This window comes from Sphingobacterium sp. 1.A.5, assembly GCF_002734235.1.
GTDB classification, from domain to species: Bacteria; Bacteroidota; Bacteroidia; order Sphingobacteriales; family Sphingobacteriaceae; genus Sphingobacterium; species Sphingobacterium daejeonense.
Window position 1 is genome coordinate 13,039 of record NZ_PEBA01000015.1, and the last position, 20,869, is coordinate 33,907.

The 20,869-nt window shown below is 34.7% G+C and carries 19 protein-coding genes; 12 read left to right on the forward strand and 7 right to left on the reverse strand.

Going from position 1 to position 20,869, the window contains the following annotated elements; all coding sequences use genetic code 11:
- The first annotated feature begins 2 nt into the window (after window positions 1–2).
- From CRT24_RS09045 to CRT24_RS09055, 3 genes are read left to right on the forward strand one after another with little or no spacing between them, the layout of a single operon-like run.
- Entirely contained in the window at window positions 3–854 is an 852-nt protein-coding gene (locus tag CRT24_RS09045; RefSeq protein WP_099370924.1) for an alpha/beta hydrolase, read from the forward strand.
- 12 nt (window positions 855–866) lie between these two features.
- On the forward strand, window positions 867–1,910 hold the full coding sequence (locus tag CRT24_RS09050) for an alpha/beta hydrolase (RefSeq protein WP_099370925.1): 1,044 nt from the start codon (window positions 867–869) through the stop codon (window positions 1,908–1,910).
- A gap of 58 nt (window positions 1,911–1,968) precedes the next feature.
- Complete coding sequence (locus CRT24_RS09055; RefSeq protein ID WP_099370926.1) at window positions 1,969–4,839, forward strand: TonB-dependent receptor; 2,871 nt, start codon at window positions 1,969–1,971, stop codon at window positions 4,837–4,839.
- Window positions 4,840–4,912: 73 nt separating this feature from the next.
- On the opposite strand, the gene CRT24_RS09060 is transcribed toward CRT24_RS09055, so the two are convergent.
- Window positions 4,913–5,179, reverse strand: a complete 267-nt coding sequence (locus tag CRT24_RS09060) for a hypothetical protein (protein WP_099370927.1) — start codon at window positions 5,177–5,179, stop codon at window positions 4,913–4,915.
- Window positions 5,180–5,611: 432 nt separating this feature from the next.
- Here CRT24_RS09060 and CRT24_RS09065 point away from each other — a divergent pair, with 432 nt between their 5' ends.
- Entirely contained in the window at window positions 5,612–5,803 is a 192-nt protein-coding gene (locus tag CRT24_RS09065) for a cold-shock protein (protein ID WP_099370928.1), read from the forward strand.
- Window positions 5,804–5,985: 182 nt separating this feature from the next.
- On the forward strand, window positions 5,986–6,858 hold the full coding sequence (locus CRT24_RS09070) for a heavy metal-binding domain-containing protein (RefSeq protein ID WP_099370929.1): 873 nt from the start codon (window positions 5,986–5,988) through the stop codon (window positions 6,856–6,858).
- A 31-nt stretch (window positions 6,859–6,889) separates the two neighbouring features.
- Here the strand turns inward: CRT24_RS09070 and CRT24_RS09075 are convergent, their stop codons facing one another.
- Window positions 6,890–8,092 carry an MFS transporter gene (locus CRT24_RS09075; RefSeq protein WP_099370930.1) on the reverse strand — a complete coding sequence of 401 codons (1,203 nt, stop codon included), beginning with the start codon at window positions 8,090–8,092 and terminating at the stop codon, window positions 6,890–6,892.
- Between the two features lie 147 nt (window positions 8,093–8,239).
- On the opposite strand from CRT24_RS09075, the gene arsC reads away from it, so the two are divergent.
- Both arsC and CRT24_RS09085 read left to right on the forward strand, forming a co-directional pair.
- Window positions 8,240–8,584 (forward strand): arsenate reductase (glutaredoxin), encoded by a 345-nt coding sequence (gene arsC / locus CRT24_RS09080; protein ID WP_099370931.1) that lies wholly within the window; start codon window positions 8,240–8,242, stop codon window positions 8,582–8,584.
- Window positions 8,585–8,965: 381 nt separating this feature from the next.
- Window positions 8,966–9,202, forward strand: coding sequence for a hypothetical protein (locus tag CRT24_RS09085; RefSeq protein WP_099370932.1), 237 nt, complete (start codon window positions 8,966–8,968; stop codon window positions 9,200–9,202).
- 267 nt (window positions 9,203–9,469) lie between these two features.
- Here the strand turns inward: CRT24_RS09085 and CRT24_RS09090 are convergent, their stop codons facing one another.
- Window positions 9,470–9,661 carry a CsbD family protein gene (locus CRT24_RS09090; RefSeq protein WP_099370933.1) on the reverse strand — a complete coding sequence of 64 codons (192 nt, stop codon included), beginning with the start codon at window positions 9,659–9,661 and terminating at the stop codon, window positions 9,470–9,472.
- A gap of 142 nt (window positions 9,662–9,803) precedes the next feature.
- On the opposite strand from CRT24_RS09090, the gene CRT24_RS09095 reads away from it, so the two are divergent.
- Window positions 9,804–10,037, forward strand: coding sequence for a hypothetical protein (locus tag CRT24_RS09095; RefSeq protein ID WP_099370934.1), 234 nt, complete (start codon window positions 9,804–9,806; stop codon window positions 10,035–10,037).
- A 192-nt stretch (window positions 10,038–10,229) separates the two neighbouring features.
- On the opposite strand, the gene CRT24_RS09100 is transcribed toward CRT24_RS09095, so the two are convergent.
- Both CRT24_RS09100 and CRT24_RS09105 read right to left on the reverse strand, forming a co-directional pair.
- On the reverse strand, window positions 10,230–10,988 hold the full coding sequence (locus CRT24_RS09100; protein WP_099370935.1) for a TIGR03915 family putative DNA repair protein: 759 nt from the start codon (window positions 10,986–10,988) through the stop codon (window positions 10,230–10,232).
- Window positions 10,988–12,241 (reverse strand): putative DNA modification/repair radical SAM protein, encoded by a 1,254-nt coding sequence (locus tag CRT24_RS09105; protein WP_099370936.1) that lies wholly within the window; start codon window positions 12,239–12,241, stop codon window positions 10,988–10,990. Before CRT24_RS09105 ends, CRT24_RS09100 begins: the two co-directional genes overlap by 1 nt.
- Before the next feature lie 125 nt (window positions 12,242–12,366).
- Between CRT24_RS09105 and CRT24_RS09110 the strand changes: the two genes are divergently transcribed.
- Window positions 12,367–13,371 (forward strand): ligase-associated DNA damage response exonuclease, encoded by a 1,005-nt coding sequence (locus tag CRT24_RS09110; protein ID WP_099370937.1) that lies wholly within the window; start codon window positions 12,367–12,369, stop codon window positions 13,369–13,371.
- Window positions 13,372–13,373: 2 nt separating this feature from the next.
- Window positions 13,374–14,957, forward strand: a complete 1,584-nt coding sequence (locus tag CRT24_RS09115) for an ATP-dependent DNA ligase (RefSeq protein WP_099370938.1) — start codon at window positions 13,374–13,376, stop codon at window positions 14,955–14,957.
- A gap of 50 nt (window positions 14,958–15,007) precedes the next feature.
- On the opposite strand, the gene CRT24_RS09120 is transcribed toward CRT24_RS09115, so the two are convergent.
- Window positions 15,008–17,122: a catalase gene (locus tag CRT24_RS09120; RefSeq protein ID WP_099370958.1), complete on the reverse strand. Its 2,115-nt coding sequence runs from the start codon at window positions 17,120–17,122 to the stop codon at window positions 15,008–15,010.
- A 152-nt stretch (window positions 17,123–17,274) separates the two neighbouring features.
- Here CRT24_RS09120 and CRT24_RS09125 point away from each other — a divergent pair, with 152 nt between their 5' ends.
- Complete coding sequence (locus tag CRT24_RS09125) at window positions 17,275–17,781, forward strand: pyridoxamine 5'-phosphate oxidase family protein (protein ID WP_099370939.1); 507 nt, start codon at window positions 17,275–17,277, stop codon at window positions 17,779–17,781.
- Window positions 17,782–17,848: 67 nt separating this feature from the next.
- Here CRT24_RS09125 and CRT24_RS09130 read toward each other — a convergent pair whose 3' ends face one another.
- Window positions 17,849–18,391 (reverse strand): lipocalin family protein, encoded by a 543-nt coding sequence (locus CRT24_RS09130; protein WP_099370940.1) that lies wholly within the window; start codon window positions 18,389–18,391, stop codon window positions 17,849–17,851.
- Between the two features lie 247 nt (window positions 18,392–18,638).
- On the opposite strand from CRT24_RS09130, the gene CRT24_RS09135 reads away from it, so the two are divergent.
- Window positions 18,639–20,828: an ATP-binding protein gene (locus tag CRT24_RS09135; protein WP_099370941.1), complete on the forward strand. Its 2,190-nt coding sequence runs from the start codon at window positions 18,639–18,641 to the stop codon at window positions 20,826–20,828.
- Window positions 20,829–20,869 lie beyond the last annotated feature (41 nt).

Here is a 20,869-nt window from a genome sequence, read left to right on the forward strand (position 1 = left end):
TTATGAAATATCAAATTTTATTCATCAGCTTATTACTTCTTTTATGTGGATGTTCTGGCCCCAAAGCTATCAGTAAATCTGAGGCTCTGATATTAAAAAACGTAGCCTATGGTCCTGACAGCAGAAATATTATGGATATAAAACTGCCAGCCAATCGGACTACTGAAACTCCATTTGTCTTATTGATTCATGGTGGAGCATGGACGATGGCCAACAAGGAGAATATAGAGGATTTTATGGATACGCTCTATACAAATGGAATTTCTGTTGCTAGCATCAATCATCGGTATGCGAATCATGATAATGTCCATTACCCTGAAATGTTAGCTGATGTTGATGCTGCCCTAAACTATTGCATTTCTAAAGCAAACGAATGGAAAATCAGAAGCAATAATTTTGTTATGGCTGGTGTAAGCTCAGGTGCCCATTTAGCCCTACTCTATAGCTATACTACAGATAAAAAAATTGATGCAATAACAGAATTCTGTGGGCCTGTGGATTTTACAACCAAGGAAGTATTGGGCTACATCCAAAGCGCAGGATTAAAAGAGGTATTAGTGAAAATGACTGGAAAGGATTATGACTTAAGCAAAGAGATAGATCCTGTATTTGCAAAAAGTAGCCCTATAACTCAGGTTAAAGATATCCCAATTCTGATTGTTCATGGAACAGCAGATCCTGTTGTGCCATTTATTCAATCCCAATCTTTAGCAAAAACATTAGAGGACAAAAACATCAAACATAAATTGATTCCTATAGAAGGTGCTGATCATGATTTGAATCTAAAAGACAGTAGCATTAGAAAAATGGTTTATTCAGAAGTAGTTAATTGGATAAATCAATACGGACATTAAATAATATAAATTATGAAAAGAACCATTATATATTCCCTTCTTTTACTGATCACTTATAGCTTGCAAGCTCAGGAAAAAAAAGATGTAAAAGTCCTTAGCAGGCAGGAAGTCAGCGAACGGTTATTACCGAAGTTTGCGCCATTAGCTTTTTTGCCAGCGACTTTAGTGAATGATCAACATATTAAAGAGTCTCGAGAAAAGGAAAAACAACTGAAAATTCCAGAATTAAGCAATGCTGACAGTGTAGATATAGTTTATGAAAATATACCCGGCTTGAATCCTGGAGATCCTGCAATACCCGTTCGAATATACAAACCAAAAGGCTTAACAAAATCTCCTATTTTTCTATGGTTTCATGGAGGTGGATTTATTTATGGCAATTTGAATTGGGACCATAAAATGTGTGCTAATATGGCTATAAGGGCCAAGGTAGTTGTAATTTCTGTTGATTATCGATTAGCTCCTGAAAACCCATATCCTGCGGGAGTGAATGATGCTTATGCTGTCTTCCAATGGAGTATAAAAAATGCAAATCAGATCGATGGGGATCCTGAGCGATTAGGTATTGGCGGAGGTAGTGCTGGTGCTGGTATTGCAGGAAGCATGGCTCTAATGAACCGTGAGAAAAAGGGACCGGAAATTAAACTACAGGCTTTAATTTTCCCTCCAGGAGATATTGATACAACAAGAGTTTCTATTCAAGAATTATGGGATATTCCCGGAGTAAAAGGAGCTGATGTCCCTATCCTACTCCGCTATTATCTTGGCGAAAATTTTAATAATCCGCCTAAAAATGTATTGCCCGGAATGACTAACAACTTCAAGGACTTGCCAGCAACCTATCTTGTAACTTGTGGTGTAGATCCCTTAAGAGATGGAGGATTGCAGTTAGGAATTAATTTAATTGAAGCAGGTGTACCTGTTGAGTTGCACAATTTTCCTGGATACCCACATGGAATGTTGCCTGATAGAGTATATCCAGAACTTTATGAATTTTTGAACACCTATTATGCCATTGATCATAAAACATCCAAAGTAACTCAAACAAAGGAATAACGTTAAAAAAAGGATTTGCATCAGCAATCCTCTTATAACCCAATAAAACCAATAAATTATGAAAATTAAGATACCATATTTTGGCTGTCTAGCACTTGTCATGCTTATCATGCTCAGCCCAATCGTCACATTGGCACAAGGAAATAGTATTCGTGGAAAGGTTCAAGATGAACAAGGAAATGTCATTTCTGGTGCCACCATTAAAATCAAAGGAACCAAAACCACTGTGCCCTCTGCTGCTGATGGCACATTTGAAATCACAAATCTTACGATTTCTGAAATCATTTTACATGTTAGTTTTCTGGGATATCAACCTAAGGAACAAAGAGCTATTTTAGGGCAGTTTGTTACTATTACATTATTACCTGCCAACAACACTATGGATGAAGTATTTGTGACTGGTACTTTTGACAAAAGAAAACGTATGGATGCTTCTGTTGCCATATCGACTTTAGATGCTGCTCAAATTGAAAAGCTAGTACCTTCTTCAGCTGCCGATTTACTTAAGAATGTCCCTGGGGTATTTGTGAATTCTTCACTTGGAGAAATCCGGAACTCAGTTGCCAGCAGGGGTATTACAGTAGGTACTCAAGATGGAAGTTTTGGCTACGAATATGTTTCAATGCAAGAAGACGGGCTTCCGATTACAAATTCTACATACTTCAATTATGGCCCAGATTTCTTTTTAAGACCAGATGCTACTCTATATCGTCTTGAGGCTGTCCGAGGTGGCACTGCATCTATTACAGCAGCAAATGCACCAGGAGGAATCTTCAACTATGTCTCCAAAACAGGTGGTGATTTATTAGCAGGTGAAATAAGATTGAAATATGGCCTCCTAAGTCCAGATGGTCATAGTTTTAGTAGAGCTGATTTCAATATTGGTGGTCCTATTCAAAACAATTGGTTTTACAACATTGGAGGATTTTATAGATATGATCAAAGTGGAAGATATCCAGGTTATGCTATGAACAATGGTGGTCAAGTCAAAGGTAATATCATGAAAAAATATTCAAAGGGAACATTAAAGATCTTCTTGAAATACTTAAATGACAAAAATGGGTATGTTCAATTTATTCCAACCAATAGTTATGATAAGCCAGAACCAGCTCCTGGATTCAACATTTATTCTAGTGTATTGATGCCTGCTCTAAATTATGAATCTCAAGATTTTATGTATGGCGGAACAATGAGCTTTAACCCCAAGAACCTTGTTCATAGCACTTACCGGTCTGCGGGGTTTAATTGGGAACATCAGTTGGGCAATAATTGGACTTTCAATAATGCTGCTAGATATGCTAAAAATAATATTCTATATAATACTCCTGGAAATGTTACAACCATGAGTGCGACAGATCTTACCTCCTATTTCTTATTGTCTGGTATGGAAGGTCTAGGAATTGGGATGTATTCATACAAGAATGCCAAGACGGGTGAAGAGTTGATGCAAGTGGCATCAGCCTTAGGTCAAGGCGGCCTGCCAACCTACACTGCAGTCTCAAATAAGTTGCCTGGTCAAGATCTTTTCCAAAATGGAGTATTTATGACCACCTTTGGAGCATACCACAATGATGTTAAGGAATTTATTGACCAATTTACATTTCAAAAAACCACCGATAACATGAGTTTTGCCATGGGAGGATATTTTGGGCATACCGATGTAGAGAGGTATTCTGGTGTCGATGGTGTAGCCATTAGCACAATAGAAAACAGACCACAATACCTAACCTTAGATTTTACAGGTGGAACTTTGGCGGGAACTACAGGTGTGCATAAAGTAACCAATTCAGATGGAATTGCACAAGCTATAGGTGATAATGGCGCTTCCCTTACTTTTAATGCAACTCAAAGATTAATGGCACTTTTCTTCGGTCATACTTGGAATATCAATCCGAATTTGACCTTTGATTGGGGCATACGATATGAAAACATGAAAGTAAAGGGACATAATAAGCGTGTATATATGAAAACAGGAGTTCAAGGTGGATTAGATGGCGACCCAAAAACCTTTTATGATAATAATACAGTTGATAGAATTACATCCGTAAACTTCGACAAAACATTAAACAGCTTCTCTTTTTCAGGAGCATTAAATTATAAGTTCAACGAAAATATGGCTTTATACGGACGATATTCTCAAGGGAAAAAGGCACCAGATTTAGACGTTTATTTCGCTGCAAACAGAGAAGAAACTATTGGATTATTGAATCCACAAGAGCGAACAACAAGACAAGTTGAATTAGGATTGAAGGCTAGGACGAAGGATTTGAATTTATTCGTCACCCCATTTTACAGCGTATTAAGCGGTGTGCCTAGTGGACAATTTTTTCAGGCTGAAGGTGGTGGATTTTATGTTCCAGAAACGCTTTATGGAAAATATAGCACTGTTGGAGTCGAAATCGAGGCTGATTGGCAACTGCACAGAAATTTTAGTGTTCGGAGTATAGCAACTGTCCAACGCTCTAAAATCATCAATCTTGAACAATGGGTAGCAAATAATCCTGGACTAGCGGATGATACAAAGGTTTCGTATTCAGGAAATGAAACCGACAATAACGCAAGAATTATAATGAACATTACCCCTACTTATACAACAGGAAAATTTTATAGCTTCATAACGTGGTCTCATTTAGGAAAAAGGCAAGCGAATGTAGTAAATACTTTCACCTTACCCTCCTTTTCACAATTTGATTTAGGAGCTGGTTATGATGTTAGCAAAAAGATAAAATTGAGTTTGAACATCAATAATATATTCAATAAATATGCGGTTATGAGTTGGGTAAGACCAGGAGGAATATTAGAGACTTTGGCAGGAAACAACAGCTTCACCAAAGAAGAATACGATCAAGCTGTGCAGAATAATACACCTTATTCAACGGTTTCCAATCCCCCAAGGTCCTACTATCTAACAGCAACATACAAATTTTAAAATCAAACCAATTACCTAAAAAAAAGCGAGCCTAAGTATTTTGGCTCGCTTTCATATTTATGAATAAAGACTATTAAAACTTTTTATAAACTTTGGGATAATCACCTAGAAAATAAACCTCATCATTAATTTTGATTTGCCATTTCTTGCCGTCTTTTGTATACATCGTATGCATTTCACCGGTTGTTTCCGTCATCAAAACTGAATTAGAGAAGAAGGCACATCCAACATTTGTTACTGGGAAAGTAATGATTTTACTGTTTGAGATAATGCCTTCTTCCAATAACTTTCGAGCAGTATCTAAAACCACAATAAATGGGATTTGATGAGTAGTATTCATAGTAGGTGTAATTTTTAAAAATTAGCCTTAGCTTAAAAAAGATAAGGCTAAAAACAAGTTTTTTATGGTTATATTATGTAGCAAATAATATCTCTTTTATTAGTGAACCATCTAGAACTTAAATAGTTCTAATTGCAACAAATTTATTTTTTGTTAAATAATCTCAAATAATTGATTATTATTCAAGGAATTATACTATATTTGAGAAATAAATCAGGCTCTGCCGACGCTAATCTAAAACCGATCAGTTCACTCATCTCTTTTAGTCTTCGCTTTTTCAGTCGCTAAATTTGTAAATAAGGTTAAGTCCTATTTGAATTTGTACTGCACATTCTCATTAACTTCTTTCTTAATTATAATACATGATTTATAAAAACATAAAAAATAATGGCTTTATGCCGAAAAATAATTCAATAATTAATATTTAATACAATGGAACAAGGAAAAGTAAAATTCTTCAACAACACAAAAGGTTTTGGTTTTATTACACCAGAAAATGGTGGTGAAGATATTTTCGTACACACAACTGGATTAAGAGACAATGTTCGTGAAAACGACACAGTTGTTTACGAAGTAGAAAAAGGTAAAAAAGGATTAAACGCTGTAAATGTACGTCTTGCATAGTACAAATCAATATAAATATTGAATTTACAAAATGGCTATGGGTTCTTCCCGTAGCCATTCTTTTTTGCTATTAATTTGAACTTTTGACAATGACATTTGTTTTGAAATAAGAAGGACAATAACCAAGTAATCTCGACAAGATTATAAGGTTATCCTCATTTGATCACACAAAACATGTCACCATGGAAAATCATCACAATCACAAAGTTCAGAATAATGGTGGAAACAATAATTACACCTGCCCCATGCATCCTGAGGTTAGAGGCAACAAAGGCGACAAATGTCCGAAATGTGGAATGAACCTCGTGCCACGTGAAGGATCCGAGGAAAATTCGGTAGACGTTAGTCTGGAAGCAGAGCCTGAACCCATAGAGGAACACCAACAAGTAAAATTGAATTTCACTTTCTCTGAAGGAAACAAACCAGTTCTGCTGGAAATCTCACATGAGATGAAAGTGCATCTCATGGTAGTTAATGAAGACCTCACTTGGTTCAAACATATTCATCCAGAAGAGAAAAAAACAGGACTTTTTACGGTTACAACTATCTTTCCCTTTGCTGGAAAATTTATCCTTTTCAGTGACTTTAAACCTCAAAATGGCTCTCAAAACATTGACAAAAAAGAACTCACAGTCCAAGGTAAAACTAAGAGCGAACCTTTAGATTTTTATGCAAAAACCGTTTCAGATGTAGATGGTTATAAGTTAATCTTGGAAAGTGCGGATCAACTAGAGTCAGGTCATTCCCAAAGTTTAAAATTCTCTTTGGAGAAGGATGGAAAAAAATTATCAGAATCTGATCTAGAGCAGTACCTTGGTGCTTCAGCACATATAGCTATGATCGGAATTAAGGATAAAAATTTGATCCATGTTCACCCGACTTCCAATAATGAATTTCCGATTTATGCTGAAGCTCATATCAAAAATAGTGGTAAGTATAGAATTTGGGTTGAGTTTCAAACACAAGGCAAGGTTCATCTTGCCGACTTTAACATAGAAGTTAAAGAAGGAAAAACGACAAAAGGAAATGATGAACATAATGTTCATAATCATTAAACAAAGCCGTCTAAAAGAACGGCTTTATTTATTAAGCGCAATCAGCAAGTTTTTCAGAGTTTACCTTCTTTAGAACAATTTTAGATTTCTTTTCTTGCTTAAAATATAGCAAAGTAATCCCGATTCCAATAAGGGATAATAATGCGCCAACCAATACTGGTGAAGTATAACCATATCCTGCATCTATTGGCAATCCTCCAAAATAGGCGCCTAAAGCATTAGCAATATTAAAACATGCTGGACCTAATGAAGCAACCAACATTTCAGCATCGGACTTGACAGAATTCAACAACAATAATGTTAATGATGGAACCAGGGCAAATGTTGCAACGCCAGTAATAAAGGTCATCAAAAGATTAGCATAGGCATTGGATGCTACAAAATAAATTAATACCATGCATAGTATCTGCAGTACCATAACTCCAACCACAACTTTGGATGGTGAAAATCTATCAGTCAGCTTTCCGCCTATCATATTTCCGACAAACATCCCCAACCCTGCCAAGATCATAATGTAAGGTAGAAACCGAGAATTTATTCCAGAGACTTCGCTCATTAAGGGTGCTATATAAGAAATCCAAGCAAAAAGTGCCGCAGGACCAAATGAAAAGATAAGTACCATAAACCAAATATTGGCATTCTTAAAAATGGCAAAATCTTTCCAAGGACTTTTGTTTGATTCTCTAACTTCAGTTTTTGGCATCCAAAATTTTAATGCTAAAATGGTCAAAACACCTATAAAAGCAATTAATAAAAAGGTATATCTCCAAGAATAATGATGACCTATATAGGTACCAATGGGAACCCCTAGTAAGTTGGCTACTGTCAATCCCGAAAACATGGTAGCAACTGCTTGAGCCTCCTTCCCCCTATCCGCTATTCTACTTGCCACCACAGACCCCACTCCAAAAAATGCACCATGTGGCAACCCTGCAATAAATCGAGAAGCCAGTAAGAAATTATAGTCAGGAGCAATGATCGATAATCCGTTGAATAAAGTAAATAGGACCATTAATAATATCAAGGCTTTAGTTGGTGAAAACCTATTCATACCTACTACGAGCAATGGAGCTCCAACGACTACCCCAAGAGCATATGCCGAAATTAAATATCCAGCTTCTGGAATACTCACTCCTAAGTCGCTCGCTACATCAGGAAGCATTCCCATAATGGTGAATTCTGTAACACCAATTCCTAATCCCCCCAGAGCTAGAGCTAATAAACTTTTCTTCATAAAAACTAATTTTGATATACAAATATCCCAAGATTATAATTATTAGAGAAATAAGAATACTTATAAGCTTCTATAATAAATGTGATAGACAAATAGGTTGAAACTATGATACAATTATAATATCTTACAGATCTATATATAAAATATATGATAAAAATTTACCATAATAACAGCTGTAGCAAAAGCAGAGCAGCTTTTGAATTACTAAAAGATAAAAATCTTGAATTTGAAATCCATGAATATTTAAAGAATGTGCCTTCTAAAGAAGAATTAAAAGAAATTATAGTGCTATTAAAAATCAAGCCATTTGATTTAATGAGGAAAAATGAAACCTTATTCAAGGATAAATACAATCAGATGATATTGACAGATGAAGAATGGATTGATGTAATGTTAGAAAATCCAATATTAATAGAAAGACCAATTGTGATTAAAGATGGTCAAGCTGCCATAGGCCGGCCAATAGAAAATATAATTAACCTCTTAAAATAATTTATTATGATTTTTTAGAGTTCGGAACCAATAGGATTATTTTTTTTCCCCCATAGCCAATACAGGATAATTCCTGTCCAGCTGCTAAATAGAGTAATAATAACCCAGATAAACTTTTGGTTAAAACTTAAGATTTTATTATTTATTACACTATACCAAGTTAATAACAATGGCAATATCATAATTGATATAATAAGAAGCGTCATAAATGAATTGATGAAAAGAAAGTTCATAATTAAAAGATTTTTAAAACCTAATATATGAAAATTCTTGATTGAAACCCAGAAGTTTAACCACCCATTTTGGTAATTATAATTACTTGTATACAGGTATTTTAGCAGCAATGCTTAAGCTCTAGATTTGTGTATAATCCAAAAAAACATGAAAAGAAAACCAAACTCTATGAGCAGATTATTGATTCTTCCAATATTTGCATTGCTAATTATAGAAATTACATCGTGTAGCAAAGATGATAATAGTGGAGACACACCTGGAAATGTGAAAATTGATGCCGCAGTGGGAACTTATAAGGGTACCATTGAAGTTTTTAGAGGCACACAAACACAAGAGTATTTTAATGCTATTGTCAATGTGACAAAGTCAATGATAAAGAGCTAAAAGTAGCTCCCAAGTCTGGTGAAGCTTATTCGGATGCGACACCTGAAACATTCTTTATCCAATCCGTTTCGGACTTGGGCTTGTCAAGCACAAATAGTAGATTTATCTATCAGGTTGCAGATAAATCCCTAAACTTTATTACGAACAAAGACCAAGAAAATGAAATCATCTTTCATTTTACCGGAACTAAGCAGTAGAATACCACAATTATAAATTGAAAAAGCCCAACTGTAAAGTTGGGCTTTCTCTTTATAAAGGACTAAGATATTATCTATCTAAGTCTCTTAACCACGTTTTAACTTCATCACGAGTTTTACCCGTTTTTTCTTGAAGTCTTCCGTATAATTCGTCTTCTTTTCCTTCAACATACAATAGATCATCATCAGTTAGATCTGCATATTGTTGTTTAACTTTTCCTTTTAATACGTTCCACTTTCCTTTTAAATCTAATGAATCCATAATGCTTTAATTTTTTTAATGTTATTAAATAATTAATGTGTTGTATATAAAGAACACTTCGAACAATAAAAGGTTTTGATTTTTTTAGAATTGTTTTTTAAAGGTGATTCAAACCATTATTATTAATCTTTGTTTTTTAGACATGGATTTAAATAGAACATTTACCCACAACCATATGGATCGCGAGATAAAATTCAGCGTCACATATGACCCTCAAACGCATTCATTTAGTGTTGTTGAGGATGATAGCATTAATTACATGCTGTTTTATAACCCTGCTAATAAGGAATGGACAACTTCGGAAGATCCAATGCCTACAATTCCAGTAAACGAATTAGCATTATTGGTTCAACAAAATTTTGGAGTATTTGTATAAATATTCCATTAAAAAAATAACAGCCCCAAATAAATTTGGGGCTGTCATATTATTTAATAACCTTATCCATTTCTGCCTTAGGACAAGGGATTAAAAATTCTATTACATTATGCCTTTGCGAGCTAATTTAATAGTCATGTGTACTGAATGAACAATCCATAATGGAGAAAGTTCTATCTAAATAAAAAATAATTATATTTTTTCTACTAAATACTTCCAATACCGTTTTGGAACATGCCGCAGGTGCAATTTCAAATTCTTTCTTTCTTCAATATTCGTACTTTTAAAGTAGGTTTTCCATAAATGTTGAAATTCCAATTCCCTTGGATCAAGATCTAATTCTATAGCATATGGATTTTCAATTTCGTGATTGTCAGAATTACTGACTTCGTGAATCTCCTTTCCATCATAATGATACCCGTAATTTCTGCGGATATCATAAATCAACCACTGTTGATCAGAAAACCGATTTTTAAAAAAAGTAGTAACCAAAGGTAAAACATTAAAATCTGGCTCAATCAAAGCAGTATACAGATTGTCTGAGGATTTGACGAATCTCACAAATGCTTTCATTCTGTGCCTTTCTCGACTTACTTTCTTAATCGTTTGATGTATCTGCAAAATTTCGGGATTTCCGTAGTCCCGAATATCAATTTTACCATCCTTAAATAACCGAATGATAGTCCTAAAACCTAATTCCCATGCTTCTTTTTGATCGGCAAGAAAGTTATGGTAAAATATATTGAGGTCCTTCTTTCCTATTATTTTTTCGATTCCTTTCAAAATTCGGGAAGATTTATTCAGGTCGGTTGAAATTTCTCTCTGATCATTAAATATACTGGGTTCTAACATGGTTAAAACCTTCGGTGTAGCATAAAACTCTTTTCTCTCAAATGCCTCAAATACACAACATAAGTAACCATTGAAACTTCCATCAAACAAATAATTCATTAGAATAGGCTTAATTGTGGTGCTGAAGTTAAAATCTTTGGTTGAGGATTGTGCTCCAAAATGGCTTTCTTTACAGAATCTGGATATATAAATCCCGTATTGACAACCGTATCTTGACAAACCATAAAATATTTAGCTCGGTTAAATGCTATTCCCATCTTCTTCAACTGATGTTCCCGAAGTTTTCCATATTTCCTAGCTTGAACAATTTTATTAGCAGATTGCCTTCCAATACCAGGAATTCTAATGATCCATTTATAATCAGCAGTATTGATATCAATTGGAAAGAATTGGGGATTTCTCAATGCCCAAGAAAGTTTTGGATCAATTTCTAGTTCTAAATGTTGATGGCTGTTGTTTAAAATTTCATTCAAAGAAAATCCATAAAATCGCAATAACCAATCAGCTTGATAAAGTCTATTTTCTCGCACTAAAGGTGGAGCAGTTCCAATTTTGGGCAATAAACTGTCATTTGCATTTATCGGAATATATCCTGAGTAGTACACCCGTTTGAGGTTAAATTCTTTATAGAACTTATTAGCGGTCTCCATTACTTGAAGGTCATTTTCTGGTGTTGCGCCAATAACCATTTGCGTACTTTGTCCTGCCGGAACGAAATGAGGAACTTTTTTGAAAATCTTTTTATCCCGCTGCACGGTTTTGATTTCATTTTGAACGATTGCCAATGGCTCTTTTACTGTCTGATGGTCTTTCTCAGGAGCAACCAATTTCAAACCTTCTTCCGTCGGGATTTCAAGATTTACACTCATGCGATCCACATATAATCCAGCTTCTTTTAATAAAGCTTCACTAGCGCCAGGAATAGCTTTCAAGTGGATATAGCCGTTAAACCTTTCTTCTGTTCGAAGTTTCTTAACCACCAACATCAATCGTTCCATCGTATAATCCGCAGATTTAAAAATCCCTGAACTCAAAAACAAACCCTCAATATAATTTCTTCTATAAAAGTTCATTGTAAGATCTACTACTTCTTTCACAGAAAATGCTGCCCTCTGAACATCATTGCTCCTTCGACTCACACAAAACGAACAATCATAAATACAATAATTGGTCATTAAGATCTTTAATAGTGAAACACATCTCCCATCTTCAGTATAGGTATGGCAAATGCCACTTGCAGAGGCATCTCCTATCCCACCATTATTAGTTCGCTTTCCCCCACTTGAACTGCAACTAACATCATATTTTGCCGCATCAGCTAATATTTCCAATTTATCATTAAATCCAAACATATGCTCAATATATTAGTGAACCAAAACAAATTTACTAAATTTATTAGTAAAACAATGCCTTCATTTAAAAGTTCTGAACAATTTGAAAAAATTCCTGTTCTATTGATATCAAATGACTTAGCTACATGTTAGAATTTAGAAGAGAAGGTATTTATTGTCCACAAGGTAAGTTTTACATTGACCCTTGGTTACCTGTAGATAATGCAATTATTACTCATGCTCATTCTGATCATGCAAGAATTGGGATGAAAAAATACCTATGCCATCCATTAACAGAACCAATTCTAAGATTAAGACTAGGATCTGATATTAAGGTCCAAACATTGAATTACAATCAGGAGATTTTAATGAATGGCGTAAAAGTGTCTTTGCATCCCGCAGGACATATTATTGGATCTGCGCAAGTTAGAATGGAATATAAAGGCAAAATTACCGTAGCTTCTGGTGATTACAAGATACAAGCAGATGGAATAAGTACACCATTTGAGCCCGTTCGTTGTCATGAATTTATAACCGAAAGTACATTTGGTTTACCAATTTACAATTGGCTTTCGGTAGAACAAATGAATCAGAATCTTTCTGACTGGGTATTAAACAATCAGAGCAATGGAATTACTTCAATATTAGTTGGTTATGCATTGGGAAAAGCGCAGAGAATTATGAAAGCTGTAGAGGGTGTTGGGAAAATATATGTCCATTATGCCATTGAAAGGATCAATAAAGCGTTTATTGATTCTGGCATTTATTTACCTGATTACGAAACCATAGATTTTTCGAATAAGCCTAAAGATCTATCAAACTCTATAATTATTGTGCCCCCCTCCCTATTTGGGTCAAATATGTTAAAAGGAATTCCAAAATCATATACAGCTATTTGTTCTGGATGGATGCAGGTACGAGGTGCAAGACGATGGCGATCGGCCGATGCTGGTTTTGCAATAAGTGACCATGCAGACTGGCAAGGACTTCTTACCGCAATAAAAGAAACGAGTGCAGAAAAAGTATTTGTGACACATGGATTTAAGTCAGAATTCACAAGGTATTTGAATGAAATGGGTACCGAAGCGTTTGAGATTACAACAGAGTTTGGCTCCGATGAGGAAATTGATGAAACAATAATTAAAGAATAGGTATGAAGGTATTGGCAAAACTTATCAATGCATTGGATAGCACTAACAAAACTGGAAGTAAGATCATTGCTATTGAAGATTTTTTGGAAGAATCTACCGAACTTGATAAATATTGGTTTTTACGTCTATTTACAGGAAAAAGACCCCGAAGATCAGTTAAGACTTCATTTATGCGCCAATGGGCAACACAGATTTCGGAAGTTCCAGATTGGCTATTTCAAGAAAGTTATCTTGCCGTTGGAGATTTAGCCGAAACAATATCTTTAATTATCCCTCCAGCAACCAAAACCATAGATAAATCGTTGGATGAATGGATGAACGAGATTATTTCATTGCCAACTAAATCTGAGAATGAAGTCAAATCATATATTATTGACGCTTGGGATCACTTAGATCAGACTGAACGATTTGTATTCAATAAACTTTTGGGAAGTAGTTTTAGGATAGGTGTATCTTCAAAATCCTTAATCAATGCATTTGCAAAATATTATAAGGTAGATGCTAACCTAGTTGCCCATAGCCTCATGTCTGACTGGTATCCTGAAAAAATGAAATTCGAGGATTTTATAAAAGGTGACCATATTAACATCAATTTATCTGCTCCTTTTCCATTTTGTTTGGCAAATCCATTAACTGATGATCTTGAAAATCTTGGAAAACCCGACGATTGGCAAATTGAATATAAATGGGATGGAATCCGTGGTCAGATCATTCACAGAGAAAACGAAACCTTTATTTGGTCTCGTGGCGAGGAAATGGTCAATGAGCAATTCCCAGAATTAATGAATCAATTTGACACATTAAATGCAGATTTTGTGATCGATGGGGAAATTGTCCCTTATGATGAATTAGGAGTAATGAACTTTAACCAATTGCAGAGAAGATTAAACCGTAAAAACATCGGCAAAAAGTTGATGGAAGAAGTTCCCATTAAATTTATAGCATTTGATTTATTGGAAATCGACCGTGAAGATATCCGTCATCTCCCCTTATCTCAACGCAGGGAAAGATTGTCACAGCTTCTTCAATCTATTGATTCTCCCAATTTTATTATATCTAAAGAAATAAAGGTCAAAGATTGGGAAGAATTAAAGGATATTCGTGAAAATTCAGGAACCATCAACGCCGAAGGTCTTATGCTTAAGGCTAAAGATTCGGAGTATCAGGTCGGTCGCAAAAAAGGTTACTGGTGGAAATGGAAAGTCGACCCCATGACCATAGATGCTGTATTGATTTATGCCCAACGTGGAAGCGGCAGACGCAGTGGCCATTATACAGACTATACCTTTGCTGTAAAAGATGGTGATAAATTGGTAACTATTGCCAAAGCTTACTCCGGACTCAGCAATGTTGAGATTGCTGAGGTAAGTAAGTTTGTAAGAGCTAATTCCTTGGAAAAATTTGGACCCGTTAGAACTGTAAAACCAGAATTGGTTTTCGAAATTGCTTTTGAAGGAATTGCATTGAGTAACAGACACAAATCTGGTGTAGCTTTGAGATTTCCTCGGATTTTAAGATGGCGGAAAGATAAATTACCCCATGAAATTGATGATATTGAAGAAATCAAGAAAATGATAAAATCATAAATCATTCTATAAAATAGAAGACCTAATTGCTTAGGTCTTCTTTTGCTATATTATGAAGGGACTTTTCTAGGATTTTCTCTTTCCCATACCCTATGTTTTTTAAGTGCATTAACAAATGCATCTGTCCAATTTGGATCTGACTCAAATATTACACCTTGATCTTTTTCTATAAAAGATTTTGCTGCTAATTGCTCTGCTCCTTTGGCAAATGCAATTGCTTTACAGTGACGATAACCTTCATTAATAAATTGAAGATAATCTGGATTTTGAGCCAACTTGGCTACAGAATCGCCATCAGGAGTATAAAATCCATCAAAACAAACCGAAACATCGGTCAGATAACTATGCTGTATTGGTTCTTCGCCACCTTCCTTATATTTCAAATTACCTACATGCGAAGAAATCAGCATTGCCATAGCACCATCTTTCTCAAGTCTTTTTTTCATTCTATCTACTGATGCTTTACTAACACCATCATCCACCAAAAATGCAATTTTCCGGCTACGAATATTACCCTCATCACCTTTAACCTTCATACTCAAGAATTCAGACTTTTCGATCTCGGGTTTATTAGGCTTTATTGGATAATTTGGGTGATTTTGCCTTGCGAATTGTAAAGTAAGCGGATCTAGAGATTTCATTGGTGTCAATCCTAAGTTTTTCCCAATAGCTTTTGCCAATTTTGGATCAACTTGATTTAATATTGCCAATTCACGCTTTCTAATGTCTTCATTATTAACTTTCGAAAGCTCAAAACTAAAAGCATTGATTACATGGTTTTGCTCCTCAGGACTTAAAGAATTAAAAAATAATCTAGCTTGAGTAAAGTGATCTGCAAATGAACTTGACCTTGCTCTCACTTTTTTACCATCAACCTGTTGTTTCCCTGTTTGATAGCCTGTCTCCCCTTTCAACATGGCTTGGAATGGACAACCATTTCCTTGGCTATTCGGAAAATAACTAGTATTGCCCTTCAAGATATCCATTCTTGCAAACCCATCTTTTTGATTATTGTGTTTGCCATTTATCGGCCTATTGATAGGTAATTCATGGAAATTTGGACCACCTAATCTATAATTCTGTGTATCCATGTATGAGAATATTCTCCCTTGAAGTAGTGGGTCATCAGAAAAATCAATACCCGGTACTACTCTACCTGGATCGAATGCAGCTTGTTCTGTTTCTGCGAAGAAATTCTCTGGATTACGGTTCAACGTCATTGTTCCTATTATCTTAACCGGAACAAGTTCTTCAGGGATAATTTTGGTAGGGTCTAGAATATCAAAAGAGAATTTCATTTCATCTTCTTCAGGAATTAATTGAACCCCCAAATCCCATTGTGGGAATTCACCGTTTTCAATCGCTTCCCATAAGTCCCTTCTATGAAAGTCAGCATCAAATCCTGAGATTTTCTGAGCTTCATTCCATGCTACAGAGTGTACCCCCAATCTTGGCTTCCAATGAAATTTAACAAATGTAGATTTTCCCTCAGCATTTAAAAATTTAAAGGTATGTACGCCAAAACCCTCCATCATTCTTAAGCTCCTAGGAATTGCGCGGTCTGACATCACCCAGAGCGACATATGTGCAGCTTCTGGCATTAAAGAAATAAAGTCCCAAAAAGTATCATGTGCTGAAGCAGCTTGAGGAATTTCATTGTTAGGCTCAGGCTTAACAGCATGGATAACATCGGGGAAATTCATGGCATCCTGGATAAAGAAAACAGGAATATTATTACCTACAAAATCATAGTTACCTTCTTCTGTGTAGAATTTCACGGAAAATCCACGAACGTCTCTGGCTAAATCTGTTGAACCTTTAAAACCGGCAACTGTGGAAAAACGAGCAAAAACTGGGGTGCTAGTACCCTTTTTTAGAAAATTAGCAGTCGTATATTCAGAAATATCAGCTGTTGCCTCAAAAACTCCATGAGCCCCTGAACCTCTTGCATGAACCACACGTTCTGGAATTCTCTCCCTATCAAAATGCATTAACTTGTCAAAGAATATTTGATCCTGCTGTAATGATGGACCTCGGTCACCTACTTTGAGCGTGTTGTTGTTATCATAAACAGGAACTCCATCATTGGTGGTCATTACCTTGTTCATATTATCGACAACATGCTTGTCAATATGGGGTGCATAAGGTTTTTTTCCTTTTTTCATAGCGTGAATTTTATGGTTTTTAATTATCCTTTTTAATTTAAATAGCATGGAGTATGCTTTCATTTCTTGAACAAAAAAATTGAATAAATGTTCTGACAATTTTTAACTAAACAATTGTGAACTTTTAAGTGTTGAACTAAAAAGAACATATTATGGCAGAGAAAATAATTAGAGATCAAGAAGCTCATGACAAATTAAAATCCATTGTTGATCAAATTGACATCGGGACAATTTGCACTTTCACTCCACATTCTTCTTACCCTCATGGTGTCCCTATGAGCAGACAAGAAGTGGATGAAGATGGGAATATATGGTATATCTGTTCTGCAGAAAGTGAAACACACAAAAACCTAGAAAAGAATGATAAAATTTCAGTCTTTTATGCCGATCCTAAAAACTATACCTTTTTAAGCATTAATGGTACTGCAACACTAAGTAGAGATCAAGCAAGAATTGATAGATATTGGAGTAAGATGATGGAAGGTTGGTTTGAAAAAGGAAAAGAAGATCCAAATATTAAATTATTAAAGGTAATTCCGGATGAAGCTCATTATTGGGACTCCGGTTCAAATAAAATTGCCACTTTATTTGGCATGTTGAAAAATGCTATTACAGGAAGTAACGAAGATATTGGTGAAGAAGGAGAATTAAAACTCTAAATCATCAAAAATTAAAGCCAGAAAGGAAATCCTTTCTGGCTTTTAAATTTTCGATTTAATTACAGAACTATTGTTTCGTCCACACTAACCTATTTAAATCATACCCAGCATCTTTAGCAATTTTCATGAATTTCTCTTTCACAGATTCTGGCATTGTCTTATTTCTAGAAAGCATCCAGATATAATCTGTGTTTTCACCAAAAACAAGAACATTCTCATAGGCTGGATCCATCGCAACAACATTATATCCCGAATAAAATGGTCCGAAAAAGGATACTTTTAAAGCTCCCTTATTTTCGTCACCAATAAATTTTGCCTTCCCTTCAGATTCTTTCCATTCCGATTTAACTGTATCAAAACCACGGTTCAATACATTCACAGAACCATCCTCATTTAAAGTGTATTCTGCGGTCACTTGATCCATGTCTTTTTCATGTTTGAAATCAAACCTTGCGATTTCATACCATTTACCAGCATAAGATTTGATATCGAAATTGTCAACAACCTTTACTCCTGAAGGAACTTTAACAGACTTACAAGCCTGGAAAATAAATGGAGACAATAGGATCATCGATCCTAATGCTATTTTAATGTATTTTGAATATTTCATACTATTGTTTATTCTAGAACAGTTTTTATTTTTTTTTGTTCAGCAAGAGTCATTGAATTCCTATAAATCAATGTTTAAATCAATTTAAATCGTTAAAAAATTATTAAGAAAAATTTGTCATTGAAATAATACTAATTGTAAATATGTTTTAACAGCTTTATTAAAAATATTCTTCTTACTTTGCATGAATTTGAAAATTTTTAAGCCGTTTTAAAAATATTTTCAATGCACTAACAGAACAACAAAAATGGAAAAGATAAAATGTGAGGACGAAAAGATCCAATTTCTTGGTAAGATTCAAGATTTGGGATTTATCATCTTCTTAAATCAAGCAGGCATAATAGAAGCTGTTAGTGATAACATAACTAATTATTTACCAAACCATACTCCCCAAACACTAATTGGGAAGTTAATTTCGGAAACATTTTTTGGCAATTTTCAAGAAAAGGATTTTATAAAAAATGCTATCGAAGAGTTCAAAGGCAGCAATGATTTCAAAAGGATTACAAAGTTATTAGAAATTGAGGAGCAGCCTTTTTACTTAAGTATATCTTATTCTACAGATACCATTTATCTTGAATTTGAAAAATGCATAAATAATGACAGTAGCAAAACCAATATAATCAACAACAAATTGATTGGACTGCAAAATGCAGAACAAGATGTTTGGAAAGTATTATCAGAAATACTATCTCAGAATTTAGAAGTAGATAGAGTTATGATCTATCAATTCAATGAAGACAGCAGTGGAATTGTTATTGCAGAAACATTGAACAGACCAAACTTAGATTCTTATTTAGGTTTAAATTATCCTGAATTTGACATCCCAAAACAAGCTAGGGAACTTTATAAAACAAAACATTGCAGATTTATAGCAGATACCGACTCAGAAGGCTCTACAGTTGTAACTCTTGACAACCAAGAAGCTAATCTCCAGGAAATATCCATTAGAAGATTGTCACCCATTCACCTGCAATATCTTAAAAATGCAGGCTTTCGATCCAGCATAAGTTTTTCGATTATTATAAAAGGTGAACTTTGGGGTTTGGTATGCTGTCAGCATGAAAAACCAAAACATATCGATTTAAGTATCAGAAACTTTTCTTTGATGGCTACAAATTTTGCAGCCAATAAATTCCAGCAATTGGAAGATATCGAAAGAATGGCTTATCTCGAAGAAGTTCAAGAATTAGAACTCCTTTTAAAAGAAAAAGTATTGCTGAAATCCAATATTTTTCATGAACTAAAGGATTTTTCAAAAACTTTGCTTCATATGTTAGAAGCAGATGGTATAGCCATTGGGTTTGAAGATTCTATTTTTTTAGAAGGTATACATCCTGAAAAGGAATCTTTGAGATCGCAATTACCAAAATTGACTGAATTAGCCAAAGACCATATATACAGCACTAATGCTCTTTCAAATCACCTTCAACTCTATGAAGATTTTGGGAGATCAATTGCCGGACTATCATTTGCAGAAATAGATAGTAAAAAGGATTTTTTTATAATCTGGTTTAGAAAAGAAATTCTTCTTGACAGAGAATGGGCTGGAAAACCTGAAAAATATTATGAAGAAGACAAATTAACAGGAGTTGTAAAACCTTCTCCCCGCACTTCATTTAATGTTTGGCGTGAGCAAGTAAAGGGAACTTCAAAAAAATGGAGCTCTAAACAAATGCACTTTATCACTAGAATCAGGGAACTTTTAAGAGACTCTATGTTAAACAAGGCAGCAGAAATCGATTCTTTGAATACTCAACTCATTGAAATGAACAATGCTTTGGATACCTATGCATATACCATAAGTCATGACCTCAAAAATCCACTTTCTGCCATAAAAGTCTCGACTGAATTTCTTCAGTACCGACAAGATGTGAAGCCGGAGCTTTTGAAGAAAATGAGTTCTAATATTTTGGATTCTGTTCATATTATTTTAAATATGTTAGATAAGATCCACCAATTCTCAAAAGCAAGTTCTTTCAATTTTGAAAAAGAAATAGTTGAGACTGAAAATTTTGTCGATGAAATTATAGAAATGAGCAAACATCGGTTTGGCTCAAATAATGTAGAAGTAATTGTAAACCACCTGCTCCCTGTTCAAGGTGAAAAAACCTTGTTATACCAACTTTTCCTGAATATTATTGGAAATGCCATAAAGTATTCATCAAAAGCAACATCCGCCAAGGTGATAATAGATTCATTCCGCACTGATAATGGAATTATTTATACCATCAGCGACAATGGAATTGGCATGGAAGAAGATGAGCTTGCATCCATCTATGAAATGTTTAAAAGGATGTCCAATTCTTCAGGATATGAAGGTTCTGGTATTGGTATGTCGATTGTAAAAAGAATATCTGATAAATTGGGTATAGATATATCTATTAAAAGCAAACTTAATGAAGGTACAACGGTTAAACTGATGTTCCCAGCATAAAAAATGAGGGTAAAATTGAACTGATTAACCTGAAATTTTCC

What these genes read in the sequence shown, in the direction of transcription:
- CRT24_RS09105 (WP_099370936.1), bottom strand. Translation starts at nt 12,241, where the DNA reads ATGTTTGGATTTAATGATAAATTGGAAATATTAGCTGATGCGGCAAAA.
- CRT24_RS09130 (WP_099370940.1), bottom strand. Translation starts at nt 18,391, where the DNA reads ATGAAATATTCAAAATACATTAAAATAGCATTAGGATCGATGATCCTA.
- CRT24_RS09115 (WP_099370938.1), top strand. Translation starts at nt 13,374, where the DNA reads ATGAAGGTATTGGCAAAACTTATCAATGCATTGGATAGCACTAACAAA.
- CRT24_RS09070 (WP_099370929.1), top strand. Translation starts at nt 5,986, where the DNA reads ATGGAAAATCATCACAATCACAAAGTTCAGAATAATGGTGGAAACAAT.
- CRT24_RS09045 (WP_099370924.1), top strand. Translation starts at nt 3, where the DNA reads ATGAAATATCAAATTTTATTCATCAGCTTATTACTTCTTTTATGTGGA.
- arsC (WP_099370931.1), top strand. Translation starts at nt 8,240, where the DNA reads ATGATAAAAATTTACCATAATAACAGCTGTAGCAAAAGCAGAGCAGCT.
- CRT24_RS09125 (WP_099370939.1), top strand. Translation starts at nt 17,275, where the DNA reads ATGGCAGAGAAAATAATTAGAGATCAAGAAGCTCATGACAAATTAAAA.
- CRT24_RS09050 (WP_099370925.1), top strand. Translation starts at nt 867, where the DNA reads ATGAAAAGAACCATTATATATTCCCTTCTTTTACTGATCACTTATAGC.
- CRT24_RS09110 (WP_099370937.1), top strand. Translation starts at nt 12,367, where the DNA reads ATGTTAGAATTTAGAAGAGAAGGTATTTATTGTCCACAAGGTAAGTTT.
- CRT24_RS09120 (WP_099370958.1), bottom strand. Translation starts at nt 17,122, where the DNA reads ATGAAAAAAGGAAAAAAACCTTATGCACCCCATATTGACAAGCATGTT.
- CRT24_RS09060 (WP_099370927.1), bottom strand. Translation starts at nt 5,179, where the DNA reads ATGAATACTACTCATCAAATCCCATTTATTGTGGTTTTAGATACTGCT.
- CRT24_RS09065 (WP_099370928.1), top strand. Translation starts at nt 5,612, where the DNA reads ATGGAACAAGGAAAAGTAAAATTCTTCAACAACACAAAAGGTTTTGGT.
- CRT24_RS09090 (WP_099370933.1), bottom strand. Translation starts at nt 9,661, where the DNA reads ATGGATTCATTAGATTTAAAAGGAAAGTGGAACGTATTAAAAGGAAAA.
- CRT24_RS09055 (WP_099370926.1), top strand. Translation starts at nt 1,969, where the DNA reads ATGAAAATTAAGATACCATATTTTGGCTGTCTAGCACTTGTCATGCTT.
- CRT24_RS09100 (WP_099370935.1), bottom strand. Translation starts at nt 10,988, where the DNA reads ATGAATTATTTGTTTGATGGAAGTTTCAATGGTTACTTATGTTGTGTA.
- CRT24_RS09075 (WP_099370930.1), bottom strand. Translation starts at nt 8,092, where the DNA reads ATGAAGAAAAGTTTATTAGCTCTAGCTCTGGGGGGATTAGGAATTGGT.
- CRT24_RS09095 (WP_099370934.1), top strand. Translation starts at nt 9,804, where the DNA reads ATGGATTTAAATAGAACATTTACCCACAACCATATGGATCGCGAGATA.
- CRT24_RS09135 (WP_099370941.1), top strand. Translation starts at nt 18,639, where the DNA reads ATGGAAAAGATAAAATGTGAGGACGAAAAGATCCAATTTCTTGGTAAG.
- CRT24_RS09085 (WP_099370932.1), top strand. Translation starts at nt 8,966, where the DNA reads ATGAAAAGAAAACCAAACTCTATGAGCAGATTATTGATTCTTCCAATA.